At 70.4% G+C, this 25,211-nt stretch carries 18 protein-coding genes; 7 read left to right on the top strand and 11 right to left on the bottom strand.

The window, feature by feature from the left end:
* Positions 1–49: 49 nt before the first annotated feature.
* Complete coding sequence (locus tag D7W82_RS19975; RefSeq protein WP_120619866.1) at positions 50–2,245, top strand: PQQ-binding-like beta-propeller repeat protein; 2,196 nt, start codon at positions 50–52, stop codon at positions 2,243–2,245.
* A gap of 18 nt (positions 2,246–2,263) precedes the next feature.
* Here D7W82_RS19975 and D7W82_RS19970 read toward each other — a convergent pair whose 3' ends face one another.
* Positions 2,264–3,193: a hypothetical protein gene (locus D7W82_RS19970; protein WP_171424874.1), complete on the bottom strand. Its 930-nt coding sequence runs from the start codon at positions 3,191–3,193 to the stop codon at positions 2,264–2,266.
* A gap of 35 nt (positions 3,194–3,228) precedes the next feature.
* Here D7W82_RS19970 and D7W82_RS19965 point away from each other — a divergent pair, with 35 nt between their 5' ends.
* On the top strand, positions 3,229–4,281 hold the full coding sequence (locus tag D7W82_RS19965) for an alpha/beta fold hydrolase (protein ID WP_216617958.1): 1,053 nt from the start codon (positions 3,229–3,231) through the stop codon (positions 4,279–4,281).
* Here D7W82_RS19965 and udk read toward each other — a convergent pair whose 3' ends face one another.
* The 3 genes from udk to D7W82_RS19950 all read right to left on the bottom strand — a co-directional run bounded on the left by udk (position 4,282) and on the right by D7W82_RS19950 (position 7,122).
* The gene (gene udk, locus D7W82_RS19960) at positions 4,282–4,920 is read right to left on the bottom strand and encodes a uridine kinase (protein WP_120619864.1); all 639 of its coding nucleotides are present in this window, start codon (positions 4,918–4,920) and stop codon (positions 4,282–4,284) included.
* A gap of 68 nt (positions 4,921–4,988) precedes the next feature.
* Positions 4,989–6,635: a DUF692 family multinuclear iron-containing protein gene (locus D7W82_RS19955; protein ID WP_120619863.1), complete on the bottom strand. Its 1,647-nt coding sequence runs from the start codon at positions 6,633–6,635 to the stop codon at positions 4,989–4,991.
* Positions 6,636–6,669: 34 nt separating this feature from the next.
* Positions 6,670–7,122: a helix-turn-helix domain-containing protein gene (locus D7W82_RS19950; protein WP_120619862.1), complete on the bottom strand. Its 453-nt coding sequence runs from the start codon at positions 7,120–7,122 to the stop codon at positions 6,670–6,672.
* A 112-nt stretch (positions 7,123–7,234) separates the two neighbouring features.
* On the opposite strand from D7W82_RS19950, the gene D7W82_RS19945 reads away from it, so the two are divergent.
* Positions 7,235–8,020, top strand: coding sequence for an SDR family NAD(P)-dependent oxidoreductase (locus D7W82_RS19945; protein ID WP_120619861.1), 786 nt, complete (start codon positions 7,235–7,237; stop codon positions 8,018–8,020).
* Between the two features lie 151 nt (positions 8,021–8,171).
* The gene (locus tag D7W82_RS19940; RefSeq protein ID WP_120619860.1) at positions 8,172–9,500 is read left to right on the top strand and encodes a ferritin-like domain-containing protein; all 1,329 of its coding nucleotides are present in this window, start codon (positions 8,172–8,174) and stop codon (positions 9,498–9,500) included.
* Here the strand turns inward: D7W82_RS19940 and D7W82_RS19935 are convergent, their stop codons facing one another.
* Entirely contained in the window at positions 9,501–9,923 is a 423-nt protein-coding gene (locus tag D7W82_RS19935) for a hypothetical protein (RefSeq protein WP_120619859.1), read from the bottom strand.
* Between the two features lie 125 nt (positions 9,924–10,048).
* Between D7W82_RS19935 and D7W82_RS19930 the strand changes: the two genes are divergently transcribed.
* The 3 genes from D7W82_RS19930 (at position 10,049) to D7W82_RS19920 (ending at position 13,933) form a co-directional block, all read left to right on the top strand.
* Positions 10,049–10,852 (top strand): GNAT family N-acetyltransferase, encoded by an 804-nt coding sequence (locus tag D7W82_RS19930; protein ID WP_120619858.1) that lies wholly within the window; start codon positions 10,049–10,051, stop codon positions 10,850–10,852.
* 163 nt (positions 10,853–11,015) lie between these two features.
* A complete protein-coding gene (locus D7W82_RS19925) occupies positions 11,016–12,269 on the top strand; it encodes a hypothetical protein (protein ID WP_120619857.1) in 1,254 nt (417 codons plus the stop codon).
* Positions 12,270–12,472: 203 nt separating this feature from the next.
* Positions 12,473–13,933 carry an ATP-binding protein gene (locus tag D7W82_RS19920; RefSeq protein ID WP_120619856.1) on the top strand — a complete coding sequence of 487 codons (1,461 nt, stop codon included), beginning with the start codon at positions 12,473–12,475 and terminating at the stop codon, positions 13,931–13,933.
* A gap of 7 nt (positions 13,934–13,940) precedes the next feature.
* On the opposite strand, the gene D7W82_RS19915 is transcribed toward D7W82_RS19920, so the two are convergent.
* The 6 genes from D7W82_RS19915 to D7W82_RS19890 all read right to left on the bottom strand — a co-directional run bounded on the left by D7W82_RS19915 (position 13,941) and on the right by D7W82_RS19890 (position 24,884).
* Positions 13,941–16,226, bottom strand: a complete 2,286-nt coding sequence (locus tag D7W82_RS19915) for a carboxypeptidase-like regulatory domain-containing protein (protein ID WP_233587808.1) — start codon at positions 16,224–16,226, stop codon at positions 13,941–13,943.
* 22 nt (positions 16,227–16,248) lie between these two features.
* The gene (locus tag D7W82_RS19910; protein WP_233587807.1) at positions 16,249–18,426 is read right to left on the bottom strand and encodes a carboxypeptidase-like regulatory domain-containing protein; all 2,178 of its coding nucleotides are present in this window, start codon (positions 18,424–18,426) and stop codon (positions 16,249–16,251) included.
* Between the two features lie 127 nt (positions 18,427–18,553).
* Complete coding sequence (locus tag D7W82_RS19905) at positions 18,554–20,872, bottom strand: carboxypeptidase-like regulatory domain-containing protein (protein ID WP_120619873.1); 2,319 nt, start codon at positions 20,870–20,872, stop codon at positions 18,554–18,556.
* A gap of 28 nt (positions 20,873–20,900) precedes the next feature.
* Positions 20,901–23,198 (bottom strand): carboxypeptidase-like regulatory domain-containing protein, encoded by a 2,298-nt coding sequence (locus tag D7W82_RS19900; RefSeq protein WP_120619853.1) that lies wholly within the window; start codon positions 23,196–23,198, stop codon positions 20,901–20,903.
* Between the two features lie 41 nt (positions 23,199–23,239).
* Positions 23,240–24,052 carry a TIGR02452 family protein gene (locus D7W82_RS19895; RefSeq protein ID WP_120619852.1) on the bottom strand — a complete coding sequence of 271 codons (813 nt, stop codon included), beginning with the start codon at positions 24,050–24,052 and terminating at the stop codon, positions 23,240–23,242.
* A gap of 4 nt (positions 24,053–24,056) precedes the next feature.
* Positions 24,057–24,884: a hypothetical protein gene (locus tag D7W82_RS19890; protein WP_120619851.1), complete on the bottom strand. Its 828-nt coding sequence runs from the start codon at positions 24,882–24,884 to the stop codon at positions 24,057–24,059.
* Positions 24,885–25,211: the final 327 nt, after the last annotated feature.

The raw sequence follows: 25,211 nt of genomic DNA, 5'->3' as shown, positions 1-25,211 counted from the left end.
TGGGCGGCGGATGCTAGCCACCGCTAAACTGGCTTGTCAACGAACGTCAATGACCCGTCTTCGCATCGGACACCATTGGAAGCGCGAACCGACAGCCTCCCCGCTCGATTCCATCGCGCTGGAACTGGACGGCGTGAACCTGCTGTCCGGGGCGGTGGAGGAGCCCCTGGCGGAGGTCGTCCCCGCCCTGGTGGAGGCGGTGGCGGCCCTGCACGCGGGGAAACGGAGGCTGGCGCAGGTGTCGCTGACGGAGGCGCACCTGGAGCTGGTGTTGCGGCGGGTCGGGCCGGACATCGAGCTGTCCGTGGCCAGCCTCGCCCGGCCCGCTCACCTGCTGCGCCCGCCCATCCGGGTGGACGCCGAGGAGCTGACGAAGGCCACCCGCCAGAGCGGCCAGAGATTCCTCCAGGACGTGACGAAGCTCGCGCCCAAGGCCCTGTCGGCCACGGCCGCCCGGAAGCTGGGCGAGGCGCTCCAGGGCCTGGGCAAGGCCGCCCCGCATGCGGAAGAGAAGCCCGTTGCCCCCACCCCGCTGCGGATCGAGCCCGTCTCCGTGCCGGGGTTCGGCTTCGAGCTGAAGGACATCTCCCCGGCCTCGCGCGAGGCCCCGTCGAAGGGCACCTCCGGGGCGCTGGCGCCGCTGCTGGGCGCGGGCGAGGTGTGGCTGGCGCTGCCGGGACGGCCGCAGGCGTGGCGTGCGCCGGGGCCGCCGTTCCTCACGGTGCTGGAGCTGTCCCGGCAGGCGGTGGAGCTGGCGCGGGCCGTGGAGCTGGGCGAGGCCCGCTTCGAGTTCGAGCCCGCGGGCGTGCGTCCCCGCCTGACGCTGGACCTGCCCGGACGGCGGGCGAAGCTGGGGCCCACCGGCACGTGGTTCGAGCTGGAGCCCCAGGCGCTGCTGTCCGCCCTCTTCCAGCTGGGGGAGGCGCTGGGACTGGCGTTCGCGGAGGCGCACCGGGTCCAGGTCTCCAACCCGTACCTCGTGGAGGTGGCGGAGCGCTGCCGCGAGGGCCTGTCGCACCTGCGAGGCGCGCACAAGCCGCCCGAGGCGGAAGGTGAGGCGCGCGAGCGCAGGAGTCCCCCGGCGCGCGGCGAGTCCCGCCCGCTGAAGGTGCCCGGGAAGCTGCGGCGCCTGCGCTTCGAGAAGCTCTGGGAGCAGCGCGGCCTGGAGGAGCCGGAGGAGGCGCGGCTGCTGCTGGGGCGGCACGGGCCGGTGTACTGCGCGCCGGGGCTGGCGGGCGCGTTCTCGCGCAAGGACGGCGCGCTGCTGTGGCGGCGGGCCGCGTCGCTGGGCGTGGCGGCGTCCGCGGATGGCCACGCGGTGGCGGCGGACGACACGCGCGTGTACGGCTTCACGGGCCGGGGCTCGGGCGCGCGGTGGCTGCACGACCATGACGGCATCCCGCTGGGGCCGCTGCTGCTTCGCCAGGACGGGCTGCTCTTGACGCTGTCGGAGGACCGCACGGCGGTGGCCTTCGCGGAGGCCACGGGCCGCGAGGTGTGGCGCCTGGCCCCGCCGCGCACGCAGCGCGGGTGGCTGGCCACGCAGGGGCACCGGGCGCTCCTGGCCACGGACTCCGGCTACCTGTACGGCCTGGACCTGGAGGACGGTCAGGTGCGCTACCGGCTGCGCTCGCCCCTGCCCTTCCATGGGGCTCCGGTGGCGTGGGGCCGGCGCTTCCTGGCGCTCCTGGGGCGCGGCTCGCATCACGCGCTGCTGCTGGCGGACGCGCACACCGGCGAGGCGCAGTGGACGTTCGAGCCGGACCTCCTCCTGCCCTCCACGCCGCTGCCGGTGGGCCAGCGGGTGCTCCTGGCCGGGATGCGTGAGCAGGACGGGTTCCTGGTGTGCCTGGACGCGCGCGGACGCAAGGTCTGGGAGCGCGCGCTGCACCTGGGGCCCGGGCCCTACGCGCTGGCGCCGCTGCCGCGCGCGGTGGTGGTGACGAGCGCGTCCGGGGCCGCCGCTCGCGTGGCGCTGAACGGACAGGTGGACTGGCGGGTGGGAGCGGCCGGCGAGCCGCTGATCACCGCGCTGCCGGCGCGCACCGCCCGCGACGTGACGCTCATCGCGGGGGAGGTGGTGCGCGCGGTGGATCCTCGCGGCGGTCAGGTGCTCGCGGAGGTGCGCGCGGGGGTGGGGCTCGTCGCGCTCCAGGCCGACGTGCGCCTCAACCTGTACTTCCTGGACGACGCCGGCACGCTGTCCGCGTACCGGCTGGGGTCGCACTTCGCCGTCGTGAAGTGACGAAGTGCGGCCTGTCCGCTACTCGCCCTTCTTGGCGGAGGCCTTGGCCGGGTCGATCTCCTCCTCCGGCCGCTCCTCCTGCGTGGCGCCTTCCCACGTCTCGTTGGCGCCCAGCTTCCACTCGGACGGCACGTCCAGCTTCCACGCGTAGGTGGCGTTGGCGTTGCCACCGGACGCCGCGTGCGACGCGACGTTGATGGTCATCTCCAGCTTCGCCACCTCCGCGGGCAAGAGGTCCAGGTCGTAGTGGCCCAGCAGCATCTGCGGGGGGAACCCGGCGATGAGGCGCTCCGGGTAGTCGATCTTCATCGACGGGTCACCGCCGCGCATCTCGCCCAGCAGCTTGCCCTTCGCGTCGGTGAGCTTCCACACCGTGTCGAACGCGGCGCTGGTGACCATCTTCTTCACCTTGCCCTCGTCCTTCTCCACGCGCTGCGCGCCCCAGAGCACCAGCTGCAGGCGGATCTGCGGCTTGCCCATCACCATCACCACGTCGTTGGACACGATGTCCAGGCGCATGCCCTTGTCCGTGGCGCTCAACACCGGCCGGTAACGGCCCTCGTGCAGGGCGTCGAACTGCTTGCGCGCGTACTCGTAGAAGGCCTTGCGATCCGTCGCGCGGTTATCCTTCTTCTCTCCGCCCGACTCCGCGCGCTGCTCCAGCTCCGCCAGGTAGCCGTCGAACTTCTTGTTTCCATTGAAGCGATCCAGGTGCGCTTCGACGTCGTCGAAGTACGCCTTGAAGAAGGACTTCAGCTCGTCCTTGTAGGACGCCTCATCCGGGTTGGTGCGCATCCAGCCCACGCGCTCCAGGTAGACGGACTGGATGCGGCGGAAGTCCGCGTCCCGCTCCGCCTCGGTTGCCCGCGCGGAGGCGGTGCGGTGACTCGCCACCGCGGCGACGATCACCAGGGCGATGACAACGATGATTCCGAAGTAGCGCTTCAAGCGACAGGCTCCTGTGCGTACGGGCAGGCAATGATATGAGCCCCATCATCGTGCCCCAGGCCGAGGGAATCCAACTGTTCACCGTGCCCCTTCCGCTGGAGGAAGGGGACCTGCTGGGGAGCCCCCAGATTGCCTGGCAGGCCTATGGGAAACCGTCGGATGGCAAAGCGGTGGTGGTGCTGCACGACCTGTCCCATTCCCACCAGGCCTTGAGCACGGAAGTGAACGGTGCGTACCAACCTTCGGGCTGGGGGCGGGAGCTGATCGGTCCGGGCAAGGCGCTGGATCCGGACGTGACGCCGGTCATCGTGCCCAACCTGCTGGGCAGCCCGTTCGGCTCCACGTCGCCGCTGACGCCGGATCCGCACAGCGGGAGGCCGTGGGGCACGTCCCTGCCGCCGCTCACCGTGCTGGACATGGCGCGCGGCGTGTCCGCGCTGCTGCGGGCCCTGGGGCTCACGCGCGTGCGGGCGCTGGTGGGGATTGGCCTGGGCGGGCTGGTGGCGCTGCGGCTGGCGGCGCTGTTCCCGGAGCTGGCGGACGGGGTGGTGGTGCTGGGCGCGGCGCGGGCGCTGCCAGAGGGGCTGCGCGAGAAGATGGGCCTCACGTCGCAGGTGCTGCGCATGGCGCCCGACAACGAGGACACCCCGCCCCTGCGCGAGCGCGCGCCGAACCGGGCGCTGGTGCGGCTGCGCATGGACTACCTCAAGCTGCTCTACGGCCGCGACCACCTGGGCAGCGCGTATCCGGACAGCGCGGCGGCGCAGGCGGCGCTGGAGGCGGAGGCCGCGTCGTTCGCGGACACGTTCGATCCGGTGGCGTGGTCGATGCTCTGCTCCGCGTACGCGGGCTGCGACCTGACGGAGACGTTCTCGAAGATCCGCGCGCGGGTGCTGCTGCTCGCGGGCGCGACGGACGCGCTGGCACCCGCGGGCCGCGTGCGGGACACCTACCACCAGCTGACGGCGGCGGGGGTGCAGGCGCGGTTCGTGGAGCTGCAGGGGCCGGGAGACCACGGCACCCTGCTGTCGGACGCGCACCGGCTGAAGGGGCCGGTGCAGGACTTCCTGCGCTGGCTTCGCGGCTAACTAGCGCTGCGACTGGTGCTGCGAGGCGAGCCGCGCCCGGAGCGCGCCCACCAGCATCCCGATGGCGATGTCGTTGTTGCCGCCGTGCGGGATGATGATGTCCGCGTGGTGCTTGGACGGCTCCACGAAGCCCATGTGCATCGGGCGCACGTGGCGCAGGTACTGGCCCACCACGTGGTCGAAGTCGCGGCCGCGGTCCTTGATGTCGCGGGTGAGGCGGCGAAGGATGCGCAGGTCATCGTCCGCGTCGACGTAGATCTTCACGTCCATCTCGTCGCGCACTTCCTTCATGTGCAGCACGAGGATGCCCTCGATGAGGATGATGTCCCCGGGGTCCACGCGCTGCGTGTGCGGCTGACGGCCGGACGTGACGAAGTCGTAGACGGGCTTCTGGATGGCCTGGCCCTGCTTGAGCGCGCGCAGGTGACTGACCAGCAGCTCCGTATCGAACGCGTCGGGGTGGTCGAAGTTCACCTCCCGCCGCTCTTCGAGGGACATGTCCTTCAGGTCCCGGTAGTACGAATCCTGATCAATGAAGGCGACCCGGCAGTCGGCGAGAGCCTCACGCACCTTGCGGGCCACCGTGGTCTTGCCGGACGCGGTGCCGCCCGCGATGCCAACGACGAGGGGTGACGACATGCGGCGGGCAGTACCCCACCAGACAGGTGGGCGCAAGGATCCGTTGACCGGCCGACATGTGGCGTTGCTTATGCCCGCCGCAAGAGCCCGCGTGCTTGCCCTTCAGCGACCAGCCATCCAGGCAGGGCCTCCACCGGAAGCGGGCCCTCCGCGAGCCCCTGGAGCCCCGAGGCCACCTCCGGGGGCAGCGTCAGGACCTCGAAGCCCGTCCCCTTCCGGCGGATGGCGAAGCGCCACGGCCCCGGACCCGGCCGGGCCGCCACCTGCGCCAGGGCCTCCAGGCCGGACACCTCCAGCGCCCCGCAGGCCCACGCACGGCCGGTGAGGTGCCGCCGCAACGCCCGTGAGGCGAAGACCAGCTCCGTCAGGTCGGCGGGAAAGGCGCCCAGGCGGACGTCCTCGGCCAGCGCCACCTGGCCCGGGGCCGGAGCCGGAGGAGCCTGGAGGAAGGCGTGCGGCAGCATCATCTCCAGGGACAGCGCGGCGGCCACGCCATCCGACGGCGCGGCCATCACGCGCTTGCGCGCCCAGGACGCGAACGCGTGGGACAGGGACTTTCCCAGCCCGTCGAAGAGGCCGCGGTACTCGCGCGAGCGGGTGAAGGACTCCAGCCCCTCCGGCGTCGCCGCGAGCAGCAGGCGCGTAAGGGGCCAGTCCTTGTCCAGCTGCTCCGCCACCACCGCCAGCCGGAAGTCCCGGTCCGCGCGCGTGCCCTCGGGGTCCTCGTCCTCCGTGGCCGGGGTGACGCCGTGGCCCGCGTCGAACAGCGCCCACGGCCGGCTGTCCCCACTGAGCGCGGGCACGGGCTCGCGCGACGCGGGGATGTCGATGGGCGCGCGGGCCTCCTTCGGGACGAGCGCGCGCAGCCGCCTCAACGACGCGAGCGCCACCTCCGGAGGATGGCCATCGCCCTCGAAGGTGACGGCGCGCAGACGCGAGCAGCGCGGGAGCACGTCCGCCAGCAGCTCGAACAGCTCCTCGCGCACGGGCTGCGTGTGGTCATCCACGTAGAAGGTCCGCCCTCCCCTGCGCGTCACCACGCCGCCCGCGATGTGGAGCTCCACGACCTGATCCAACGGGAACCCATCCAACCCCGTGCGCAGGGGCAGGCCCGCGGACAGCTGGTGGCTGAAGAGGTGGCCCAGGTCCAGGAGCAGCGGCAGTCCCGTGCGCGCGTGCAGCTTCGCCATGAAGTCCAGCGCGTGCAGTCCGCCGCGCGTGGCGAGCACCGCGGGGTTCTCAATCACCAGCGGGACGCTCAAGCCCGCCTGGATGTGGAGCGCGTGCGCCGCGCTGTCCCGCACGCCCGCTTCGTTGAACGGCGGCGTGACGTAGAGGTAGCCCGGGAAGGGCTGACCGCCCGCGTGCCACCAGCCCACGTCGTTGCCCACCCACGGGCTGCCCACCGCGCGCGCATGGGCATCCAGCTCCGCGAGCGCCGACGCGGGCTCCAGCTCCGGGCCCCACAGGTTCAGGTGCACCGGATGGAAGAGCACGGGCACGTCCGCACGGCGGCGCCACATCTCCGGGAAGAGCGTGGCCTGGGCCCTCGCCTCCTCCAGCGCGATGGGCGCGCTGTACTCCACGAAGTCGAAGAGACCGGGCGAGGCGTCGAGCAGCCGGTACGGATGCGGCACGTCCGAGGCGCTCAGGTTGCTGCTCAGCCCCAGCCCCATCCAGGGCAGTGACCACGAATCCGATGCAGGGCGCGTCATGGGCACACCCTAACCAGCCCGGCTCCGGGTGGCGCTAGCCTTGTGTGGCCGGCCGCTCCAGGCGCACGTCCTGGACCGTCAGCACCCTGCCGTCCGCGGCGCGCACCTCCAGCGGCTTCACCGGCTGACCGTGCGCCTTGTCGAGCACCCGCGTCCGTGGCTCACCTGCCTCGAAGCAGTGCTCCTGTCCCCACTGGCCCAGCGCGACCAGGATGGGAAAGAGGCTCCGCCCCTTCTCCGTCAGCACGTACTCCTGCCAGGCGCTGCCGTCCGAGGCCGGCTGCGTTTCGAGGATGCCGTGGTCCACCAGGTGCTTCAGGCGCTGGGCCAGGATGTTCTTCGCCACGCCCAGGCTCTTCTGGAACTCCCCGAAGCGGCGCAGGCCGTACTGCGCATCGCGCACGATGAGCAGCGACCACCAGTCCCCGATGACGTCCAGGGACCGGGCCACCGGGCACGCCGCCCCCTCCATGCTCGTCCGCTTCATCCCCGCCTCCTTCCAGAGGGACTTCCCACAACTGGTTGCATAACGAAACCGGGCCTTTTATTCATCTGGCGATTGGTTTCATCATGAAACCATTCAAACAGGAGGCAGTCGGATGCGGCTCAAGGGAAAGACGGCGCTGATCACGGGCGGTAACAGTGGCATCGGGCTGGCGACGGCGCGGCTGTTCGTGGCGGAGGGGGCGCGGGTGGCCATCACCGGGCGCAACCGGGAGACGCTGGACGCGGCGGTGAAGGAGTTGGGCGCGAACGTGCTGGCGGTGCAGGCGGACGCCACGGATCCGGCCGCGCTGGAGCGTGCGGTGGCGGCGACGGTGGAGCGCTTTGGCGGGCTGGACATCGTGTTCGCCAACGCGGGCATCACGGGGCAGACGTTCGTGGGCAAGACGTCGCACGACGCGTTCACGTCCGTGCTCCAGACCAACGTCACCGGGGTGTTCTTCACGGTGCAGGCCGCGGCGGCGCATCTGAAACCGGGCGCGTCGGTCATCCTCACCAGCTCCGTGCACAGCGAGCTGGGCATGCCGGGGTACTCGGCCTATGCCGCGAGCAAGGGCGCGCTGAAGGCGATGGGGAGCGTGCTGGCGGCGGAGCTCGCTCCCAAGGGCATCCGCGTCAACGTCGTGTCCCCTGGCGCGACGAACACGCCCATCTGGGAGAAGAACGCGCCCACGCCGGAGGCCTTCGCGAAGATGGAGCGCGGCATGTCCGCCACCATCCCCCTGGGGCGCATGGGCAGGCCGGAGGAGATCGCGAAGACGGTGCTCTTCCTCGCCTCCGACGACGCGTCCTACGTGAGCGGGCAGGACCTGTTCGTTGACGGTGGCGTCAACGGCGCGGCGCTGGGTGCGCCCTTGTTCCGCGCGCCCCAGGCGAGTTGATGCCGCCTCCAGGGCCTCGGTTTTCTGAAGACGCCTCAGCTTTCCGAGCACGTGGACACGCTCGCCGGACGGGGGTTCCCAGAGAGAGCACGGCGATGGCATCGCTGTTGCTCTGCTCGCGGGATACTTCGACCCACGGGAGCAGGCGTCCATGAACACGAACCGATTGCGGTATCTCTTCTCTCGCGCGCTGCGGACCTCGCTCGCGACGCCGCTGGTGCTCGCGGGCTGCGGCACCGGCAACACGGACCTGCGGGGCTACTCGGCCATCGAGTGCTCACCGCAGAGACTCCTCGCCATCGACGACCTGAGCATCCAGCCGGCGGCGGACTCCGTCGAGCTGCGTGAAATCACCAGCTACGACCGCGAGGCCCCGGCGAGCTACGAGACCCGGGCCTCCGCCGGACAGGCGTGCGCGACCGCCACCGACCCGGCCGCGTGTCAGACGGCGTTGGAGAAAGCACGCTCCCATGACGGCTTCCACGGCACCTGCACCCTCGTCTGCACAAACTACTTCCTGGCGACGACGCGCGGCGACGAGGTGAAGACCTGGACGTCGCTGCAGGAGCTCAAGGAGCTGCTGGGCAGCGTGCAGACCCGGCAGGACGCGGCGCTCGTGGCCTTCGCGTCGGGCTACTCGCTGACCTGCGGCGATCTGGAGCGAGGCGCGGTGAAGCGCAACCCGGATGGCAGCTACAACATCGTGGGCACGAAGGGCTTCGCGTGCGGCGAGGGCTCGGACCTCACGCAGCACGTGGTCCGGGTCTCCACCAACGGCGACGTCACGGAGGTGGAGAAGCATGTGCTGGAGCGCGGCACGGGCATCTGCGCCGTGGGCCGCCGGCCCGTGGGACTGGAGGGCACGGCCGCGGGTCGCTGCGTGGACGCGCTGGGGCACCACTTCGCCCAGACGGCGCACCTGGAGGCCGCGTCCATCCACGCCTTCCTGAGGCTGCGTGAGGAGCTGGCCCTGCATGGCGCGGAGGCAGCCCTCCAGGACGCGGCGCTCGCGAGCGCCGTGGATGAAGTCCTGCACGCGGAGATGACGGGACGGCTCGCGCGCCGGTACGGGGCCACGCCTCCGCCCCCCGCCGTCGCTGCCGTGCCGCCGCGACCTCTGGCCGACGTGGCGCTCGACAACGCCGTGGAGGGATGCGTGCGCGAGACGTACGGCGCGCTGGTGGCCCATCACCAGGCACTGCACGCGCGCGACGCCGAGGTGCGCGAGGCCATGGTCCGCATCGCCGAGGACGAGACGCGGCACGCGGGCCTGTCGTGGGACATCGACCGGTGGGTGTGCTCGCGTCTGTCCGCGCCGGAGCAGGCGGCGCTGCGCGAGGCCCGGAAGCGCGCGGTGGCCCTGCTGCGCGCGGAGGTCGCGGCGCCGCTCGATTCAGCGCTCGTCACGGAGGCGGGCCTGCCCACGCCCGAGGTCGCGCTGGCGCTGCTCGACACGCTGGAGCAGGAGCTCTGGGCCTGATCAGCTCGTGGGCTTGTTCCGGGTCGCGGCCTCGCGCGCGGCCTGGAGCGTGTCGTCCACCGCGGCCTCCACCGCGTCGCTGACCAGCTCCGGCGCGGAGGTGCGCCAGCGCTCCAGCGACGCCTCGTGCATCGCCTCCGGGTCCTGGAGCTTCGCGTCCGTCTCCGGAGCCACCTCCGCGATGCAGTCCGGGCACACGCCCTCGAGCGCCCGCGACCACACCTCCAGGTGCGTGGTGATGAGCACGCCCTCCATCGCCAGGGCCTCGCGCAGGCCCCGTTGACCCGCACCGCGCATCTGCGCGCCGTGCACGCGGTCCAGCATCGTGCGCATCCAGGAGGCCACCGCCTCCGGCTTCGGACAGGTCTGCCTGCCACAGACCCGGCAGGTCGTCTGCCAGGGCTGCCCTTCCATGGGAGTCATCGCGACCCACTCCTCGCACCCGGGTTGCGCCCTCGCTTTAGCAGGGCCCCTCCCCTCACGCACGTAGACGTGAGCCGCTCCCAATGCGGAGAATCCGGCTTCCTGGACCTTTCCGGAGAACCCTCATGTCCCGAGCCGAGATCGACGAATCGCATGCGCAATTCCGTGGAGCCTGGAGGCTCATGACGCTGGGCCTGCCCCGTGGCGAGGTCGTCGAGCGCGCGGACGTGTTCATCACCGCGGGCCACGTCACGTGGTCGCTGATGAACATGGCGTTCCTCCACCGGCCGGCGGAGACGGAGGCGGAGCTGCTGCGCGCGGTGGACTCGGCCGCGAGCTACTTCGCGCAGGGACCGCACGGGTGGGCCTTCACGCTGACGCCGGAGTGGCTGGCGCCGGGGCTGCGGGAGCAGGCGGACGCGCTGCTCGCCTCGCGGGGGCTCAAGCCGGGGATGGCCACGACGGGCATGGTGGCGGACCGGCTGCTGGAGCCGGTGCGGCCCCTTCCGCCGCTCGACCTGCGGCCGGTGCGCGACACCTGGGGCTACAACGCCGTCGCGGACGTGAACGCCGCCAGCTACGACACGCCCCAGGAGCTGGGACGTGAAGCCCTGGCCGCCCCCGGCATCTTCGGCCCCGAGTCCCGGGCCTTCGTCGGCTGCCATGACGGCGCGCCGTCGACGAGCACGGTGGCCCTGCGCGTGGACGGCATCGTCTACATCGCGCTCGTGGCGACGCTCGCGGAGCACCGCCGCAAGAGCGCCGCGGAGACGGTGCTCCGGCGCGCGCTGGAGGAGGCGAAGCAAGCGTGGGGGCTGGAGCGCACGGTGCTGCATGCCACGGAGGCCGGCGCGCCCGTCTACCGCCGCATGGGCTACCGGGACGTGGCGCCGTTCGTCTCGTACTTCGCGCCCCCCAAGGGAGCCTGAATTCCGGGAGTTGGGAGCTGACCTCGCGCGTCAACCGCGCGCGAAGGCGGCCCAAGGGTCATCCACTCAACGCCGCATGAAGCCCACCGCGGGGGCCGGGGTTTGGACCCGCGCCCCCGCTGTCTAGCTTGGTGGGCCAGCCCCCCAACCCTGGACCCCCACCTTGGCGAATCCCTTCCGCACCGACGTGCGCCGCGCCTCCACCGCGCTCCTCGGCGCGCTCCTCTTCCTGGCTTCCGCCTCCGCCCGGGCGCAGACCGCGCCCACGCCGCTGGAGGACAACCGCACCATCACGCTGGGCTACATCGGCATCGCGTATGAGCTGGGCGGCATCATCGACCCCACGCTGCAACCCGGTGGCACCAGCAGCGCGCGTCCCAACTGGTTCACCTTCGCGCCGCACGCGTCCCAGGCCGGCGGCAAGGGCATGTACGGCGCGGCGCTCGCGCGGCACTTCATCAACGCCGCGAGGCTTCAGCCGTCGGCGTCGCTGACGGGCGCGCTGGACCGGCTGGGGCTGAGCGGCGTGGTGCGCCTGCGGCTCCAGGACCTGTCCCTCCAGCTCATCTCACAGGGCCTGACGGTGGACGCGGCCGCGGCGCTCAGCGTGATGACGAGCGCGCTCAACGTCGAGGCGCTCGGGGACGTGCGCACCCTGCTGGCCACCGCGTCGCGCATGGGCGCGCTGTACTGGAGCGCTCCGGGCGTGGCGCCGCTCGACAAGGTGGAGGTCATCGTCATCACGCTGGAGCGCACGCTCCACGAAGGCAACCTCGCCATCTACAACGACATCGGCGGTTCCGCGCGCCTGTACCTGGACTGGCGCGCTGGCACCACCGGGCCCATCACGCCCGCGCGCGTGCTCACCGAGTTCACCCTGGCGGACGCCCACGGTGCAGAGGCGCAGCAGGCGTATGCCTGGGCCGTCGCGCACGCGGAGGACTCGCCGCGCCCCACCCGCATGGACCTGCTCTTCCCCGGGATGCACTGGAAGAGCCTGCTCGTCGCCGCGTTCGCGCTCTACGAGGACGCCCGGCTCGCGCCCACGCCCGCGCGCCGTGACGCGCTCGTCGCCATGGGCACCAACTTCGTCGCGTGGCGCGAACAGCGTGACCAGGCCCAGCCCGTCTTCACGCCCGCGGGTTCGCCCACCGACGAGGTGTCTCGCGCGGCCGTGCTCCAGATCCTGACGCCCTTGCTGATGACGGACTTCGGCACCGTGCGCTGGACCTATGCGGACTATGCGTATGCCCAGCCGGACCGCGACGGCAACCCGCTCACCTCCCCTCCGTCCGAGTACAGCTGGGCGGACTTCTGGGACCGGTGGAACGGAATCCTCTTCGCGTTCGACAAGGCCTACGCGCGGCCCACGGAGCTGTGGGTCATGCCTGAACCCCTCACGGATCCGCTGGGCTGACAGACGGCCCGGACGCCCCGTGCGCTCGCTTGACGGGCGCGGGGGCCGTGCGGGAGCGTGCAAACCCGATGAGTCCCCTCCCCGGCGGTCCATTCGAACCCATTCGCCAGGCGCCCAAGGACGATGCGTCCTCACCGGGCCCGGCTGCCGCGCGCACGTCGCGAGACGCGAACCAGCCCCCGGTTCCGGCCGACGAGGCCAGCATGTCCGCGCAGACCCGCCTGCAGGTCCTGCGGGAGATGATGTCCGAGGCGTTCCTGGCGCTCGACGCGCAGGGGACCATCCATGAGCTCAACCACCGCGCCGCGTCGCTGCTGGGGCTGCCGTATGGCACCTGCCAGGGAATGACGCCGTGGGCGGCGCAGCCGATGCTCGCCGGCACGACGCTGCACGAGCGGCTGCTGGACGCGCTCACCACGCGCGAGCCGGCCCGCTTCCTGTCGGAGCTGCCGTCCGGCGTCTGGCTGGAGCTGTCCGTGCGGCCGGTGGGCGGCGAGGTGTGGGTGCTGGCCACGGACATCACCCGCCGTCAGCGCGCGGAGACGGAGGTCACGCGCACCGAGGAGCGCTTCCGCCAGCTGGGCGAGCGCTTCCAGGTGGCGCTGGAGTCCGCGCAGATGGCGGTCTGGGAGACGAACCTCGTCACCGGGCAGGTGTTCCGCTCGGAGGGGCATGACCGGCTTTACGGCTATACACAGCCGCTGGCGGAGTGGACGCACGAGCGGTTCCTGGCGTCGCTGCATCCGGATGACCGGCCGGCGGTGGAAGCGCAGGTGTCGGCCATCTTCCACAACGACGTGCTGTCGTACTCCTCCACCTTCCGCACGCACTGGCCGGACGACACGTGGCACTGGCTCATCAGCCGGTCGCGCGTCATCCGCGACGCGAACGGCAAGGTGATGGTGGTGCGCGGGGCCATCCTGGACATCACCGCGCTGAAGGAGACGGAGGAGGCGCTGCAGGAGGCGGTGCGCACGCGCGACGACTTCCTGTCGGTGGCGAGCCACGAGCTGCGCACGCCGCTCACGTCGCTGCGTCTTCAAGTAGACCTGCTGCGGCGCATGTCCGAGTCCAAGGGCCACGAGCCCGTGGGCTCCGAGAAGGTCACGGTGCGGCTGGACGCGGCGGACCGGCAGCTCAAGCGGCTGACGTCGCTGCTGGACAACCTGCTGGACGTGAGCCGCATCCGCACGGGCAAGCTGGACTTCGATCTGGCGAGCGGAGACCTGGCGCCGCTGGTGCAGGACCTGGTGGCGCGCTTCGCGGACGAGGCGAAGCAGGCCGGCGTGGAGCTGGACGCGCGCGTGGAGGGGCCCGCCCCGTGCCGGTTTGATCGGCTCCGGATGGAGCAGGTGGTGAGCAACCTGCTCTCCAATGCGATGAGATACGGCCAGGGCACGCCGGTGCAGGTGGCGCTGCGCCGTCAGGACGGGCAGCTGCGGCTGACCGTGCGGGACGGAGGCCCGGGAGTCCCCGCCGCCGAGCGCAAGCGCATCTTCCAGCGCTTCGCCCAGGTGCAGGGCTCCGCGCGCACGGGAGGCCTGGGGCTGGGGCTCTACATCGTGCAGCAGATCCTGGAAGCGCACGGCGGCCGCGTCTGGGTGGAGGACGCGCCCGGCGGTGGTGCCGCGTTCGTGGTGACGCTGCCGGTGGAAGGCGCGTAGGCGCGCTTCAGGGCACGAGCCACGTGCCTCCATTCTCGGAGGGGAAGCCGGGCTGGAGGGACTTCGTCTCGCCCTGCTTCACGTCCACGGGCACGCGCAGGACGGCTATCGCCCCGTCCTGGGGTTCAATGACGAAGAGCGTGTAGCGCGCCTCCGGGAGCTGGCTGAAGGCGAAGTCCTTCCGCCAGAATTGAGCGTCCGGCATGTCCGGATCATCCGTGCGCCACTTGTTCAGCAGAGGGTCGCGGGTGAAGCTGGCGCGCTGGAGCGCCTTCAGGTCCGCGAACGTCTTCGGCATGCGCACGTGACCGGGAACGAGGAATGGCTCCAGCCAATCGCGGGCCTTCGGGAAGTGGACCTGGAGCGTGGCCCCGCCCCGCCTCGGAACGAAGTCCCTGCGTTGACGCTCGCGAGGTGAGAGGGAGACGGGCTGGGGCGAGAAGGTGGGCGGCGTGGGCCGGGGCCAGGTGAAGAGATAGCGCCGCTCTTCCGGGAAGTGCACGAAGCACTCCTGGTCCGCGGGAACGCGGAGCACGTAGTGGCCGGCCCCGTCGGTCTTCGTGCGGGTGTCGAGCCCGGCTCCGCACCGCGCCTCCAGCGTCACGCCCGCGAGCGGAACACGCGCCCCGTCCGTCACGAAGCCTTCGAGCGCCCCGTCTGGCTTCATCCGCAGGTCCAACCGGTTTTCACGAGCCCCGAGCTCATACAGGAGGGTCCCGCCTTCATGGCGATTCAGCCGCAGGTACTGCGGGCGCCGGGGCACGTGATCCAATCGGAAGCGGCCGGCCTCGTCCGTGTGAGCCCCGAAGCGGGAGTTCCAAAGCCGGAGGTCCAGGTCGGAGGGGTCCACCAGCTCGAACCAGACCCTGCTCACGGGCGTGCGGCCATCGTCCTCGAGCAACCTGCCCAGCACGGAGTGCCCTGAGTCGAGTTGGATGTCCGGGACCCTCCGGTCCTCGTGCGCGCGAGCCTCGACACGCACACGAGCGGAGGCCATATACCCAGCGTCGATCCGCAGCGAATAGGTGCGCGATGCGGTCGGCTCCCGGATGAACCGGCCTTCACGGTCGGACTGGCTCTGCCAGTCGACGTCGAAGTTGACCATGGGCTTCCCGTCAGGGCCGAGCACGCGTCCCACCAGTGTGCCGGGAGAGCGGAACACCACGGGTCCGTCCTTCGCATCGGAAGGTGCGAGCTCCACCTCGCCGACCCGCGCGAAGGGCTCCTCCGCATGCCTGACCCGGAGTTGATGGATCCCTGCCTGGGGATGCGGCAACTCGAAGTATCCATCCGGACCGGTCGTGCCCTCACACTCGTCATCGGCATCCATGCCCTCCGCGGAGGGAGGCGCCGAGGCCCGCAGCTTCATGTTGGCCAGCGGCTTCCCGTCGGGTGTCACCGCCCTGCCCGTCCACGGGCCCGCGCTGGTGGCCCCTTCGAAGCTCACGGTGACTTCGGTCTGCTGTCCGGGGAGGACGTCGACATCCACGGCGCGACGCCACCAGCAACGCGGGGCCGCGGCGTAGGTGGCCCTCACGCGATAGCGCTGCGCCGGGAGCAACTGGTGGACTGTTCCTTCATGCGTCTGCTCGGACTGGTGCCTGTTGCCCACCGGCCGGTCCAGGAAGGTGATCCAGCTCTGGGAGTCTGGAATCAGGCGTCCCTGGGGGTCCACCACCCGCACGAGCAACGACGAGAGCCGTCCCATCACGACGGTGAGCTCGGGTTGAGGCGTGGTGACCTTCAACCGCTGCCAGCTCCATCCCTCCTTGTCGGAGTAGAGCAGGCCCTCACCCGCAGCCGCGCCCTCGAGGTTGAACTGGCCCTCCTCGCCACTGACGGCCTGCACGAAAGGGACGGTGGCATTGGCGGAAGCGAACCGGAGCCGGACACCCGACACGGGCTTCCCCTCCGCATCCACCACGCGACCAGCGAGTGGCACCGAGCGCGCCAGGGTCAATTCGAGCCGCGGCGCCGATTCCGGTGCGATCCGGATGTCCTCGCGGAATGCCGTCACGAAGCCGCGCGCCTGGACCTCCGTGCCATACCAGCCCGGCTTCAGGAGAAGACGTCCTGTCCCCTGTGCGTCCGTCGTACCGGGCTGCGCGTACGAAGGCGACTGATCCGCGCGCCAGACGTTCACCTGCGCGCCAGACACAGGTTGTCCCTCCGGGCCCACGACCCGGAACATCCATGTCACGTCCTTCGCCGGCCCCGGCGCTTCCACCACCGGACGCGGAGTGCCCGCGCAAGCGAGCACCACGGCAACGAGCCCCACCCAGCTCCATCGCATGGCGCGAAGCATACCCCGGAGTTCACGGCACGAGCGGCGTTCCCCCGCTGTCAGCGGGAAAGCCGAGGCGGAGGGACTTCGCCTCGCCCTGCTTCACGTCCACGGGCACGCGCAAGACCGACGGTCCGAACCAGCCGTCGACGGCGAAGAAGGTGTAGCGGCCGGGTGGCAGGTGGCTGAAGTCGAAGTCCACGCGCCAGTGGTAGGGCCCCCGCACATCTGGATCCTCTGGCGGCCATCTCCTCGCGGCGGGATCGCTGGTGAGTCCGGAACGCTGGAGGATCCGCAGGGCTCCGTACGTCTTCGGCATGTCCACATTGCCGGGAACGAGGAAGGTCTCCAGCCGTTCACGTGGCTCCGGGAAGTGCACCTGGATCGCGCCTCCTCCGTTCCTCGGGACGAAGTCTCTGCGTTCGCGCTCGTGTGGTGAGAGTGAGACGGGCTGGGGTGAGAAGGCCAGCGGCGCGGGCCGGGGCCATTGGGCATCCCGGAGCGGCTCGTCCGAAACGTGCACGAAGCACTCGCGGTCCCCTGGAACGCGCAGCACGTAGTGGCCGGCGTCATCCGTCGTGGTGCGGGTATCGAGCCCGGCCTCGCAGCGCGCCCGGACCGTCACGCCCGCGAGCGGAACGCGCGCCCCATCCGTCACGACCCCCTGGAGCACCCCGTCCGCGGTCAGCCGCAGCTCCACCTGGTCCTCGTGAGCGCCGACTTCGTACAAGGCCGTTCCGCCCTGCGCCTCGTTCACGCGGAGGAACAGGGGGCGATGGGGCAGGTGTTTGATGTGGAAGCGGCCCGCCCTGTCCGCTTCATGCATGAAGCCGTGCTCGTCGCGCGGGCCCTCCAGGTCGGCGGGGTCCACCCAGTCGACGCGGGCATTGGGAACCCCTGTCTGCCCATCTTCGTGGAGCACCCGGCCCACGAGGGTGTGTCCGGGATCGAGCGTGATGTCCGGGAGCGTCCGCTCCTCGTTCGCGCGAGCTTCGACTCGCAGGCGGAATGGGGCCATGCCCTGCGCTCCGATGAACAGGGCGGAGGGACGCGAGGCGTCCGGGATCCAGGCGAAGCGGCCTTCACGATGGGCCACCGGATATCTCTGGAGGGAGAACTCCTTCAGGGGCTGCCCATCCGGTTGGAGGACTCGGCCTTTCAGCACGCCAGGAGACTGGAACACCACGGGCCCGCCATTGGGGCCGGAAGGATCTTGTTCCGCGGCGCCCACCTTCTGGTGGAGCCCATCCATGGACACGAGCTCGAGCTTGTGGGGGCGAGCCAGGGGATGGCTCAACTCGAAGTATCCGTCCGGACCGGTCATCGTCCTGCAACTACCCATGAGGTCCCTGCCTTCCGGAGACTCGTGCGCCGTGGCCCGCAGCTGCATGCCGGCCAGGGGTTTCCCATTGGGAGTCACCGCCCTGCCCGTCCATGGACCCGCACTGGCGATGCCTTCGAAGCTCACCGTGACTTCCGCCTTCTTCCCAGGAAGGACGTCAACGTCCACGGTGCGCTCCCACTCGCACCCGGCGGCACGAGCGAAGGCCCTCACGCGGTAGCGCTGCGTCTCGAGTCGCAGGAAGACCCTTCCCTCGGGCGTTTGCTCGAACTCGTGCGAGAGGACCAACCGCCGGTCGACGGGCGTCACGAAGCTAGAAGCGTTGGGGACCCCGCGTCCTTCTGCGTCGATCACCCGCACGAGCAATGACGAGTACCGCCCCATCACGACGGTGAGCTCGGGCTGGGGCGTGACGACCTTCAAACGGCGCCAGCTCCAATCCGCCTTGCTGGCATAGAGCAGGCCTTCGCCAGCGGCCACGCCCTGGAAGGTGAACCGGCCCTGCGTGTCACTGGAGGTCTGCACGAGCGGGGTGGCGACGGAGGAAGAGACGAACCGGAGCCAGACGCTGTTGAGAGGATTTCCCTCCGCATCCACCACGCGTCCGGAGAGGGGCACCGTGCGCACCAGGGACAGCTCCATCCGCGGCTTCGATTCCGGCGCGATCCGGATGTCCGTGCGGAAGGCCGTCACGAAGCCGCGGGCCTGGACCTCCGCGGCATACCGGCCCGGCTTCAGCGCAACGCGTCCGGTCCCCTGCGCGTCCGTCGTGCCGGTCAGCGCGCTGTCTTGCGGCAAGTCCGCGCGCCAGACGTTCACCTGCGCGCCGGATACAGGATGTCCCTGCGGGTCCACGACCCGGAACATCCAGTTCCCTTCATTCGCCGGTCCGGACGGTTCCAACTCCGGACGCGTGCCCGCGCAAGCGAGCACCACGGCAACGAGCCCCACCCAGCTCCATCGCATGGCGTGAAGCATACGCGATGGACTCACGTCAGCGCATGTACGGCCTTCCGCCTCCGCGAGCGGGACGCGCGGACTGGATGACGTGCACGCCGGTCCTGCTCAGCTCCACGGGGATTCGCAGGATCGCGTCCACTCCGTCCAGCTGATCCCGGATGAAGACCGTGTAATGCCCCAGGGGAAGATGACTGAAGCGGAAGTCCGCCCCCAACAGGAAGTGGGGAACGAAGGACTCGCTCCCGTTCTCCGACTCCCATGTGTTCGGCATCGGGTCGGATCCGAAACCCGCCCGCATCAGGGCATCCAGCGCCTCGGGCGAGCGAGGCCATGCAACGTCTCCCGGAAGCACGAACGCGGTGACGAACTCGCGAGATGCCTCGACGCGCACCTCCAGCGACGCGGGCCCCCGACGGGGCTCGAAATCCAACGACTGCCGTGAGCCGGACGGAACGCGAAGCCGCGTCGAGGAGAAGAACACCGGAAGCGGCTGGGGCGGCCGAGGCGGCTGGATGTTCAGAGGGCTCCCTTCGGGATGCACGAAGCACTCGCGGTCTGCCGGGATGCTCATGGCGTAGTGGCCCGTCCCGTCGCTTCTGGCGCTCATCTTGAACCCACCTTCGCAGCGGACCTCCAGGTTCACCCCCGCCAGCGGAACCTGCGCGCCATCCGACACGGATCCGTGCAGCTCCGCGTTGGGAACGAGCCGCAACCGCACCGCCGTCTCAGCGGGTTCGAGCGCATGGAGCACGGCCCCGTGTTCCTTCGAAGCGACGCGCAGGAACTGGCGCCGGCCTGGCACATGCTTGAGTTCGAAGCGGCCCTCGGCGTCGGTCATCGCCCACCGCGAGCGATAGGGTCCACGGCCGTCCAGGTCGAACTCCTCCACGAGCTCGACCTCCTGATGGAGCACGCTCGTCCGGCCGTTACTCGCGAAGACACGGCCCTGGACGGTGCGGCCCTCCTCGAGGACGACGTCCGGGACCTGGAGCACTTCTCCTTCCCGCCCTTGCGCGCGCACGAGAGCGGGGGCGAATCCCCACACGTCGATGACCCACTGATAGGTGTGGGTCAAATCCACGTATCGCACGTACTCCCCCCGCGGATTGTTCGGGGAGTGTCCGTTGACTTCGAAGAAGCCCACGGGCTGTCCATCCGGGCGCACGACACGGCCCTTCAGACTTCCAGAGACTCTGCGGAACACCACCGCTTCACCCGTTCCCGCGGGAAGAGGACCTCTCGCCTCCCAGCCCCGGGCCCCTTCAGGGGCATCCATTGTCAGGACGCGCGGAGCCTTGAAGATGTGCGGAATGGCGAAGGAGCCGTCCTGCCCCACGACGCCCTCGCACCTGCCGCTCAAGCCCAGGTCGTGCGGCTCTTCCCCCGACCCCCATGCAACCACTGTCCCGTGATCAAGCGCCTTGCCGTTGGCATCCACGGCCCGCCCTCGCCAGGGTCCAGCGTCATGAAGGCCTTCGAAGCTCACCGTCGCTTCCGCCTGCTGGCCTGGAAGGACCTGGACCTCGATGCCGCGAGTCCACTCACAGCCGGGCACGGGGGCGTACCTGCCGGAGATGAGGTAGCGCCCTGCGGGAAGCTGCGGGAAGACGGTGGCATCTTGCGCCTTCTCCGGGAACAGCTCGTCGGGGCTCATGTCATCCATGGACGCGAAGTCATCCATGTACGAGATGGAGAAAGGCCCTCCAGGCAATGGCTTTCCATCGAGCCCGTGCACCTGAACGCGCAGCGAGCCGGGCCCACCCATCACCACCGCCAGCTCCGGCGCGGGCGCCACGAACTCCAACCGCGTCGGACTCCATTTGTACTTCGTCGCCTGAAGCATCACGCGTCCAGCGGGAACACCGTCGAAGCGGAAGCGCCCTTCCGCATCGCTCTCGGTCTCCGGCGCGGACTCGGTTTCGTTGGAGCGGCTGAGTCGAAGCGTGGCCAACGCGATGGGCTTCCCTACCGCATCCACCACGCGCCCGGCGATTGGCGCCGCGCGCTCCAGCGTCACGTCCAGACGCGCCTCTCCGGTGACGGGGACCCGTGCGTCCGTGCGGGTCACGCTCACGAAGCCCGCCGCCTCCGCCTGGAGGACATACCAGCCCGGCATCACCTGGAGCCGGGCCGTCCCCGTCACATCCGTGGTGCCCGACTTGATGACCTGGCTCCCGCGATCCGCGCGGCGTGCCACCAGCGCCACGCCGGGCACGGGTTGCCCGGCTGGATCCACCGTGCGGACGGTGAACGCCACCTCCTCCACGGGCCACCGGGTCTTCGTTTGCACAGGACGCGGCGCGTCCGCGCACGCGAGCACCACCGCCAAGAGCCCCACCCAGCTCCATCGCATGACACGAAGCATACGCGATGCGTTCGCGTCAGCGCGTGTAGAGCCTTCCGCCCTCCCGAGCGGGCCGCTCCGAATTGACGGCATGCACGCCGTCCCGGGACAGGTCCACGGGGATGCGCAGGAGCTCGTCGAGCCCCTGCTCCTCTTCCCGGATGAAGAGCGTGTAGTGCCCGAGGGGAAGCGTCCTGAAGTCGAACCGCGCTCCTGACATGAAGCTGGGGACGACGATGGAGTCCCCATCCTCCGATACCCAGGAGTGCGACCAGGGCTCCGGTTCGAAGCCGGCCCGGATGAGGGCGTCCAAAGCCTCCGGTGAGCCCGGCCACGGAACGTCCCCCGGCAGGACGAATGCCGTAACGAACTCGCGGGACGCCCTGACACTCACTTGCAGGTGGGCGGGCCCGTGCCTTGGCTCGAAGTCCAACCGGTGATGCGAAGCCGGAGCCAGGTGGATCCGCCGCGGCGAGAAGAACACCCGAGGCGGCAGGGGCCTCGGCATGACGTTCAGGGGGCTCGCTTCGGCGTGCATGAAGCACGGGCGGTTCGCCGGAACGCGCACCGAGTAATGACCCATGGCGTCGGTTCGGGCGTCCACCTTGAAGCCACCCTCGCAGCGGACCTCCAGGTTCACCCCGGCCAGGGGAACCCGAGCCCCCTCCGTCACGAAGCCCTCGAGCTCCGCGCCCGGCACGAGCCGCAGCTGCACCGACACCTCATCGGGTTCGAGCCCACGGAGGACGGTCCCTTGCGCCTTCGCGTCCACGCGCAGGAACAGGCGGCGGCCGGCCACGTGGTCGAACTGGAAGTGCCCGTCCGCACCGGTCGTCACCGTGTGAGGCCGGCGCCTCCACCGGGTCTCCAGATCGAAGACCTCCAAGAGCGCGACCTCCTGCCCGGGCACGCCCGTCTTGCCATCCTCCGCGACGACGTGACCGTGGACGGTGCGGCCCACGTCGAGGACGACATCCGGGACGGTGAGGATTTCATGCTCACGCCCCTCCGCGCGCACGAGCGCGGGCGCGAAGCCCTCCGCTTCGATGACCCACTGGTACGTGTGTGACGTCGGGACGCCGTGTTCGTATTCGCCCCTCGGATCCTCCTCGGAATGTGAGTGGACCTTGAAGTGCGTCTGGGCTTGCCCATCCGGCCGCAGGACGCGTCCCTTCAGCAATCCGATGATGGGGCGGAACGTCGCCGGCTCCCCTGCTCCCCTTGGAAGCGGCCCGTCGACAAACCAGCGCATGGTCGATGGGGTGGCCGACCATTCCAAGCTCACCGGAGCCTGGAACACGTGCGGAAAGGCGAAGGAGCCATCCGGCTCCGAACGGACGTCGCACCGGCCATGCAGGCCCATGTCATCCAGCGATCCATGTGCGAGCCAGGCCGTCACCTGCCCCGGGGCAAGGGCCTTGCCACTCGCATCCACGGCCACGCCTCGCCAGGGTCCAACATCCAGGATCCCTTCGAAGCTCACCGTCGCTTCCGCCTGCTGGCCCGGAAGGACCTGGACTTCGATGCCGCGCGTCCACACACAGTCGCCGGACGGGGGACCGTACCTGCCGGAGACGCGGTAGCGCCCGGCGGGAAGACCCTGGAAGACCGTGGCGTCGGAGCGCTGCTCCGGGACCAGCTCGAAGAAGCGCTCTTTATCCTCGGGGTAGATCGAGGAGGAAGCGGCGGACGACAGCGTGCCATCAGGCCTGCGCACCTGGACCCGCAGCGAGCCGAGGCCGCCCATCACCACCGTCAACTCCGGCTGTGGCGCCGCGAGCTTCAGCCGCGTGGGGCTCCATTCCTCCTTCTCCGCGAGGAGCTTCACGGCTCCCGCGGGCACGTTGTCGAAGCGGAAGCGTCCGTCCCCATCGCTTTCGGTGTGCAGCACTGCTTCCTCATCCCCGGAGTGAGTGAGCCGGAGTTGCGCCCCCGCGACGGGCCGTCCCTCCAGATCCACTACGCGCCCCGCGAACGGCGCCGTACGCGTCAACGTCAGCTCGAGTCGGACCTCCTCACCCGGAGGAATCCGCGCGTCCGTGTGGAGCATGCGCACGAACCCCGGCGCCTCCGCCTGGACGACATACCAGCCCGGCATCACCCGGAGCCGCACCGTCCCGGTCGCGTCCGAAGTGCCTGAGCGGGAGATGAGGCTCCCCTGGTCCGCGCGGCGTGCCACCAGCGCCACGCCGGGAACGGGTTGCCCGGCTGGATCCACCGTGCGGACGGTGAACGCCACCTCCTCCATGGGCCACCGGGTCTTCGTTTGCACCGGGCGCGGGGCCTCCGCGCACGCGAGCACCACCGCCAAGAGCCCCACCCAGCTCCATCGCATGCCCGCAGGTTAGCAGGCGCGCACGACCGCCAGACAGCCCCTCAGCCGAAGCGCTCGCGGAAGGTGCTCAGGTTCGGCCCCTTCCCGCCGCGCTCGTAGACCGCGAACACCACGCGGCTGAACGCGCCCGCCATCGTGGACAGCCCTCTCGCGAAGGCCTCCGCCGCGTCGTGCGGGTTGTTGCGGAACGCGCCGCAACCCCACGCGCCCAGGATGATCGTGCGGTGCCCATGATGCGCCGCCACCTGCAACACCTTGAGCGCTCGCGCGGCCAGCACCTCACGCAGCTTCTGCGCGACCTCCGGATCCTTCGCCGGCAGCTCCCTCGCGTTGGGCGCGGGCGCCGTCAGCAGCGACACGGCGAACGGCCGCTCCAGGAGGTCGTAGTGCTCGTTGCGGAAGAACGGCACGTCCGGCGAATAGAGGAAGTGGTCCGTGTACAGCGGTGAGCGCAGCTTGCGGTTCACGTCGTAGTACTCCGGCCACTTCAACAGGCACGGGTACAGCGCCGAGCACCGCGCCAGGTCCTCCTCCTGCGCCTTCGCGCCCGTGAGGAAGCCTCCGCCCGGGTTCACCGCCGACGCGAAGTTGAGCGCGAGCACCCGCGCCTCGCCCTCCTGCTCCACCAGCCGGCGCGCGGCGTCGCCCGTCTTCTCCGGCGTCACCTCGATGGTGAAGCCCGGCACCGGCGCGGGCCGCGTGAGGTGTTCGAAGTCACCGGGGCGCACCAGCACGGTGCCCTCGACCGCGCGCGACACCGCGTCGCGAATGGACACCTCCCGCCCGGACAGCGGCACGTACGTGCCCTGCTCCAGGATGTGAAGGGTCTCGTCCGCGACGCGGTTCAGCGACATGGCGTCACTCGCAGCCGATGCGCTCGGGCGCCACCGCGAGGTCGTCGATCCACGTCTCCGACGCGGAGTCGCCCTTCGGGTGCACGAAGCCGTAGCCCACCCCGAAGTTGGTGAACGGCCGGATGCCCACGTTCGGGAAGTCGAAGGCCAGCTTGCCGTCCACCCACACCAGCGCGTGGCCCGTGGTGGCGGAGCTGTTGGCACGCTCCACGCCCCACTCGATGCAGGTCCACTTTTTGGGCGACACCGTGACCTCCGTGCCCTCCTGGTGGTTCCAGCCCGTGCCCTTGATGCCGCTCCAGTCATCCAGCGCGAAGGCGCCGCTGTGCATCCCCTGAAGCTCGATGCCGCCGAAGTCGTTGTCCTTCGGGGAGAAGAGGATGAAGTACGTCCCCATCACGCCCTCCGGCGAGGCCCGGTTCAGGTACACGTACGCGCGCGTATAGAGCTTCGTGCCGAACGCCGGGATGTCCCTGCGCAGGTGCGCGATGGCCTGCTGGTCCCCCTGGCCCGTGTCCTCGTTGTAGCCCGGGTCCGTCTTCACGTGCACCGAGGCCTTGCCGGAGCGGGGGCGCGTGCTGTCGACGGCGATGGTGGCGTGGTGGTCTTCGTCCGGCTGCTTCCAGCCGGTCTCCCCGTTCTCGAAGTCCTCACAGATGATGGCGGAGGCGGGGCACTCGCCGTTGCCCGTGCTGGTGCCGCCGTCGGTGTTCGTGCCCGCGTCCGTGCCCGAGTCCGGGGTGTTGTCCGTCTTGCCGTCGTCGCCGCAAGCCGACAGCGCGCCCACCGCGAGAGAAGCCATCATCAACGCCAGTGCCGAAGTCGAACGCATGAGTCCTTCCAGGAAGAGGCGTCGCGCCCTCGCGCTCCAGCCGCGGGGACGGGACGTGTCTCCGTCCTAACACGGCCCCCCGTCCTCCTTGGAATGGGGCCCGGCAGACCCCGGCGGCAACGGCAAGCGGGCAAGCGGTGACGACCGGCCCCGCGGGGCCATGTGGATGTCGTCCGGGGATGGATGCGCGCGCGGCGCGATCACAAGTGCTCACTAGCGGCGCACCACCCTGCCCGGCAGGTGCGCGTTGCCGTTCCGGCCCGTACTGCTTTCCATGTGGAGCGCCAGCGGCACGGGCGTCACCCTCACGGGCGACAGGAGGGTGGG

Origin of the sequence: Corallococcus sp. CA049B (assembly GCF_003611685.1) — a bacterium.
GTDB lineage: Bacteria > Myxococcota > Myxococcia > Myxococcales > Myxococcaceae > Corallococcus > Corallococcus coralloides.
This window is presented reverse-complemented; position numbering and strand designations above follow the sequence as displayed.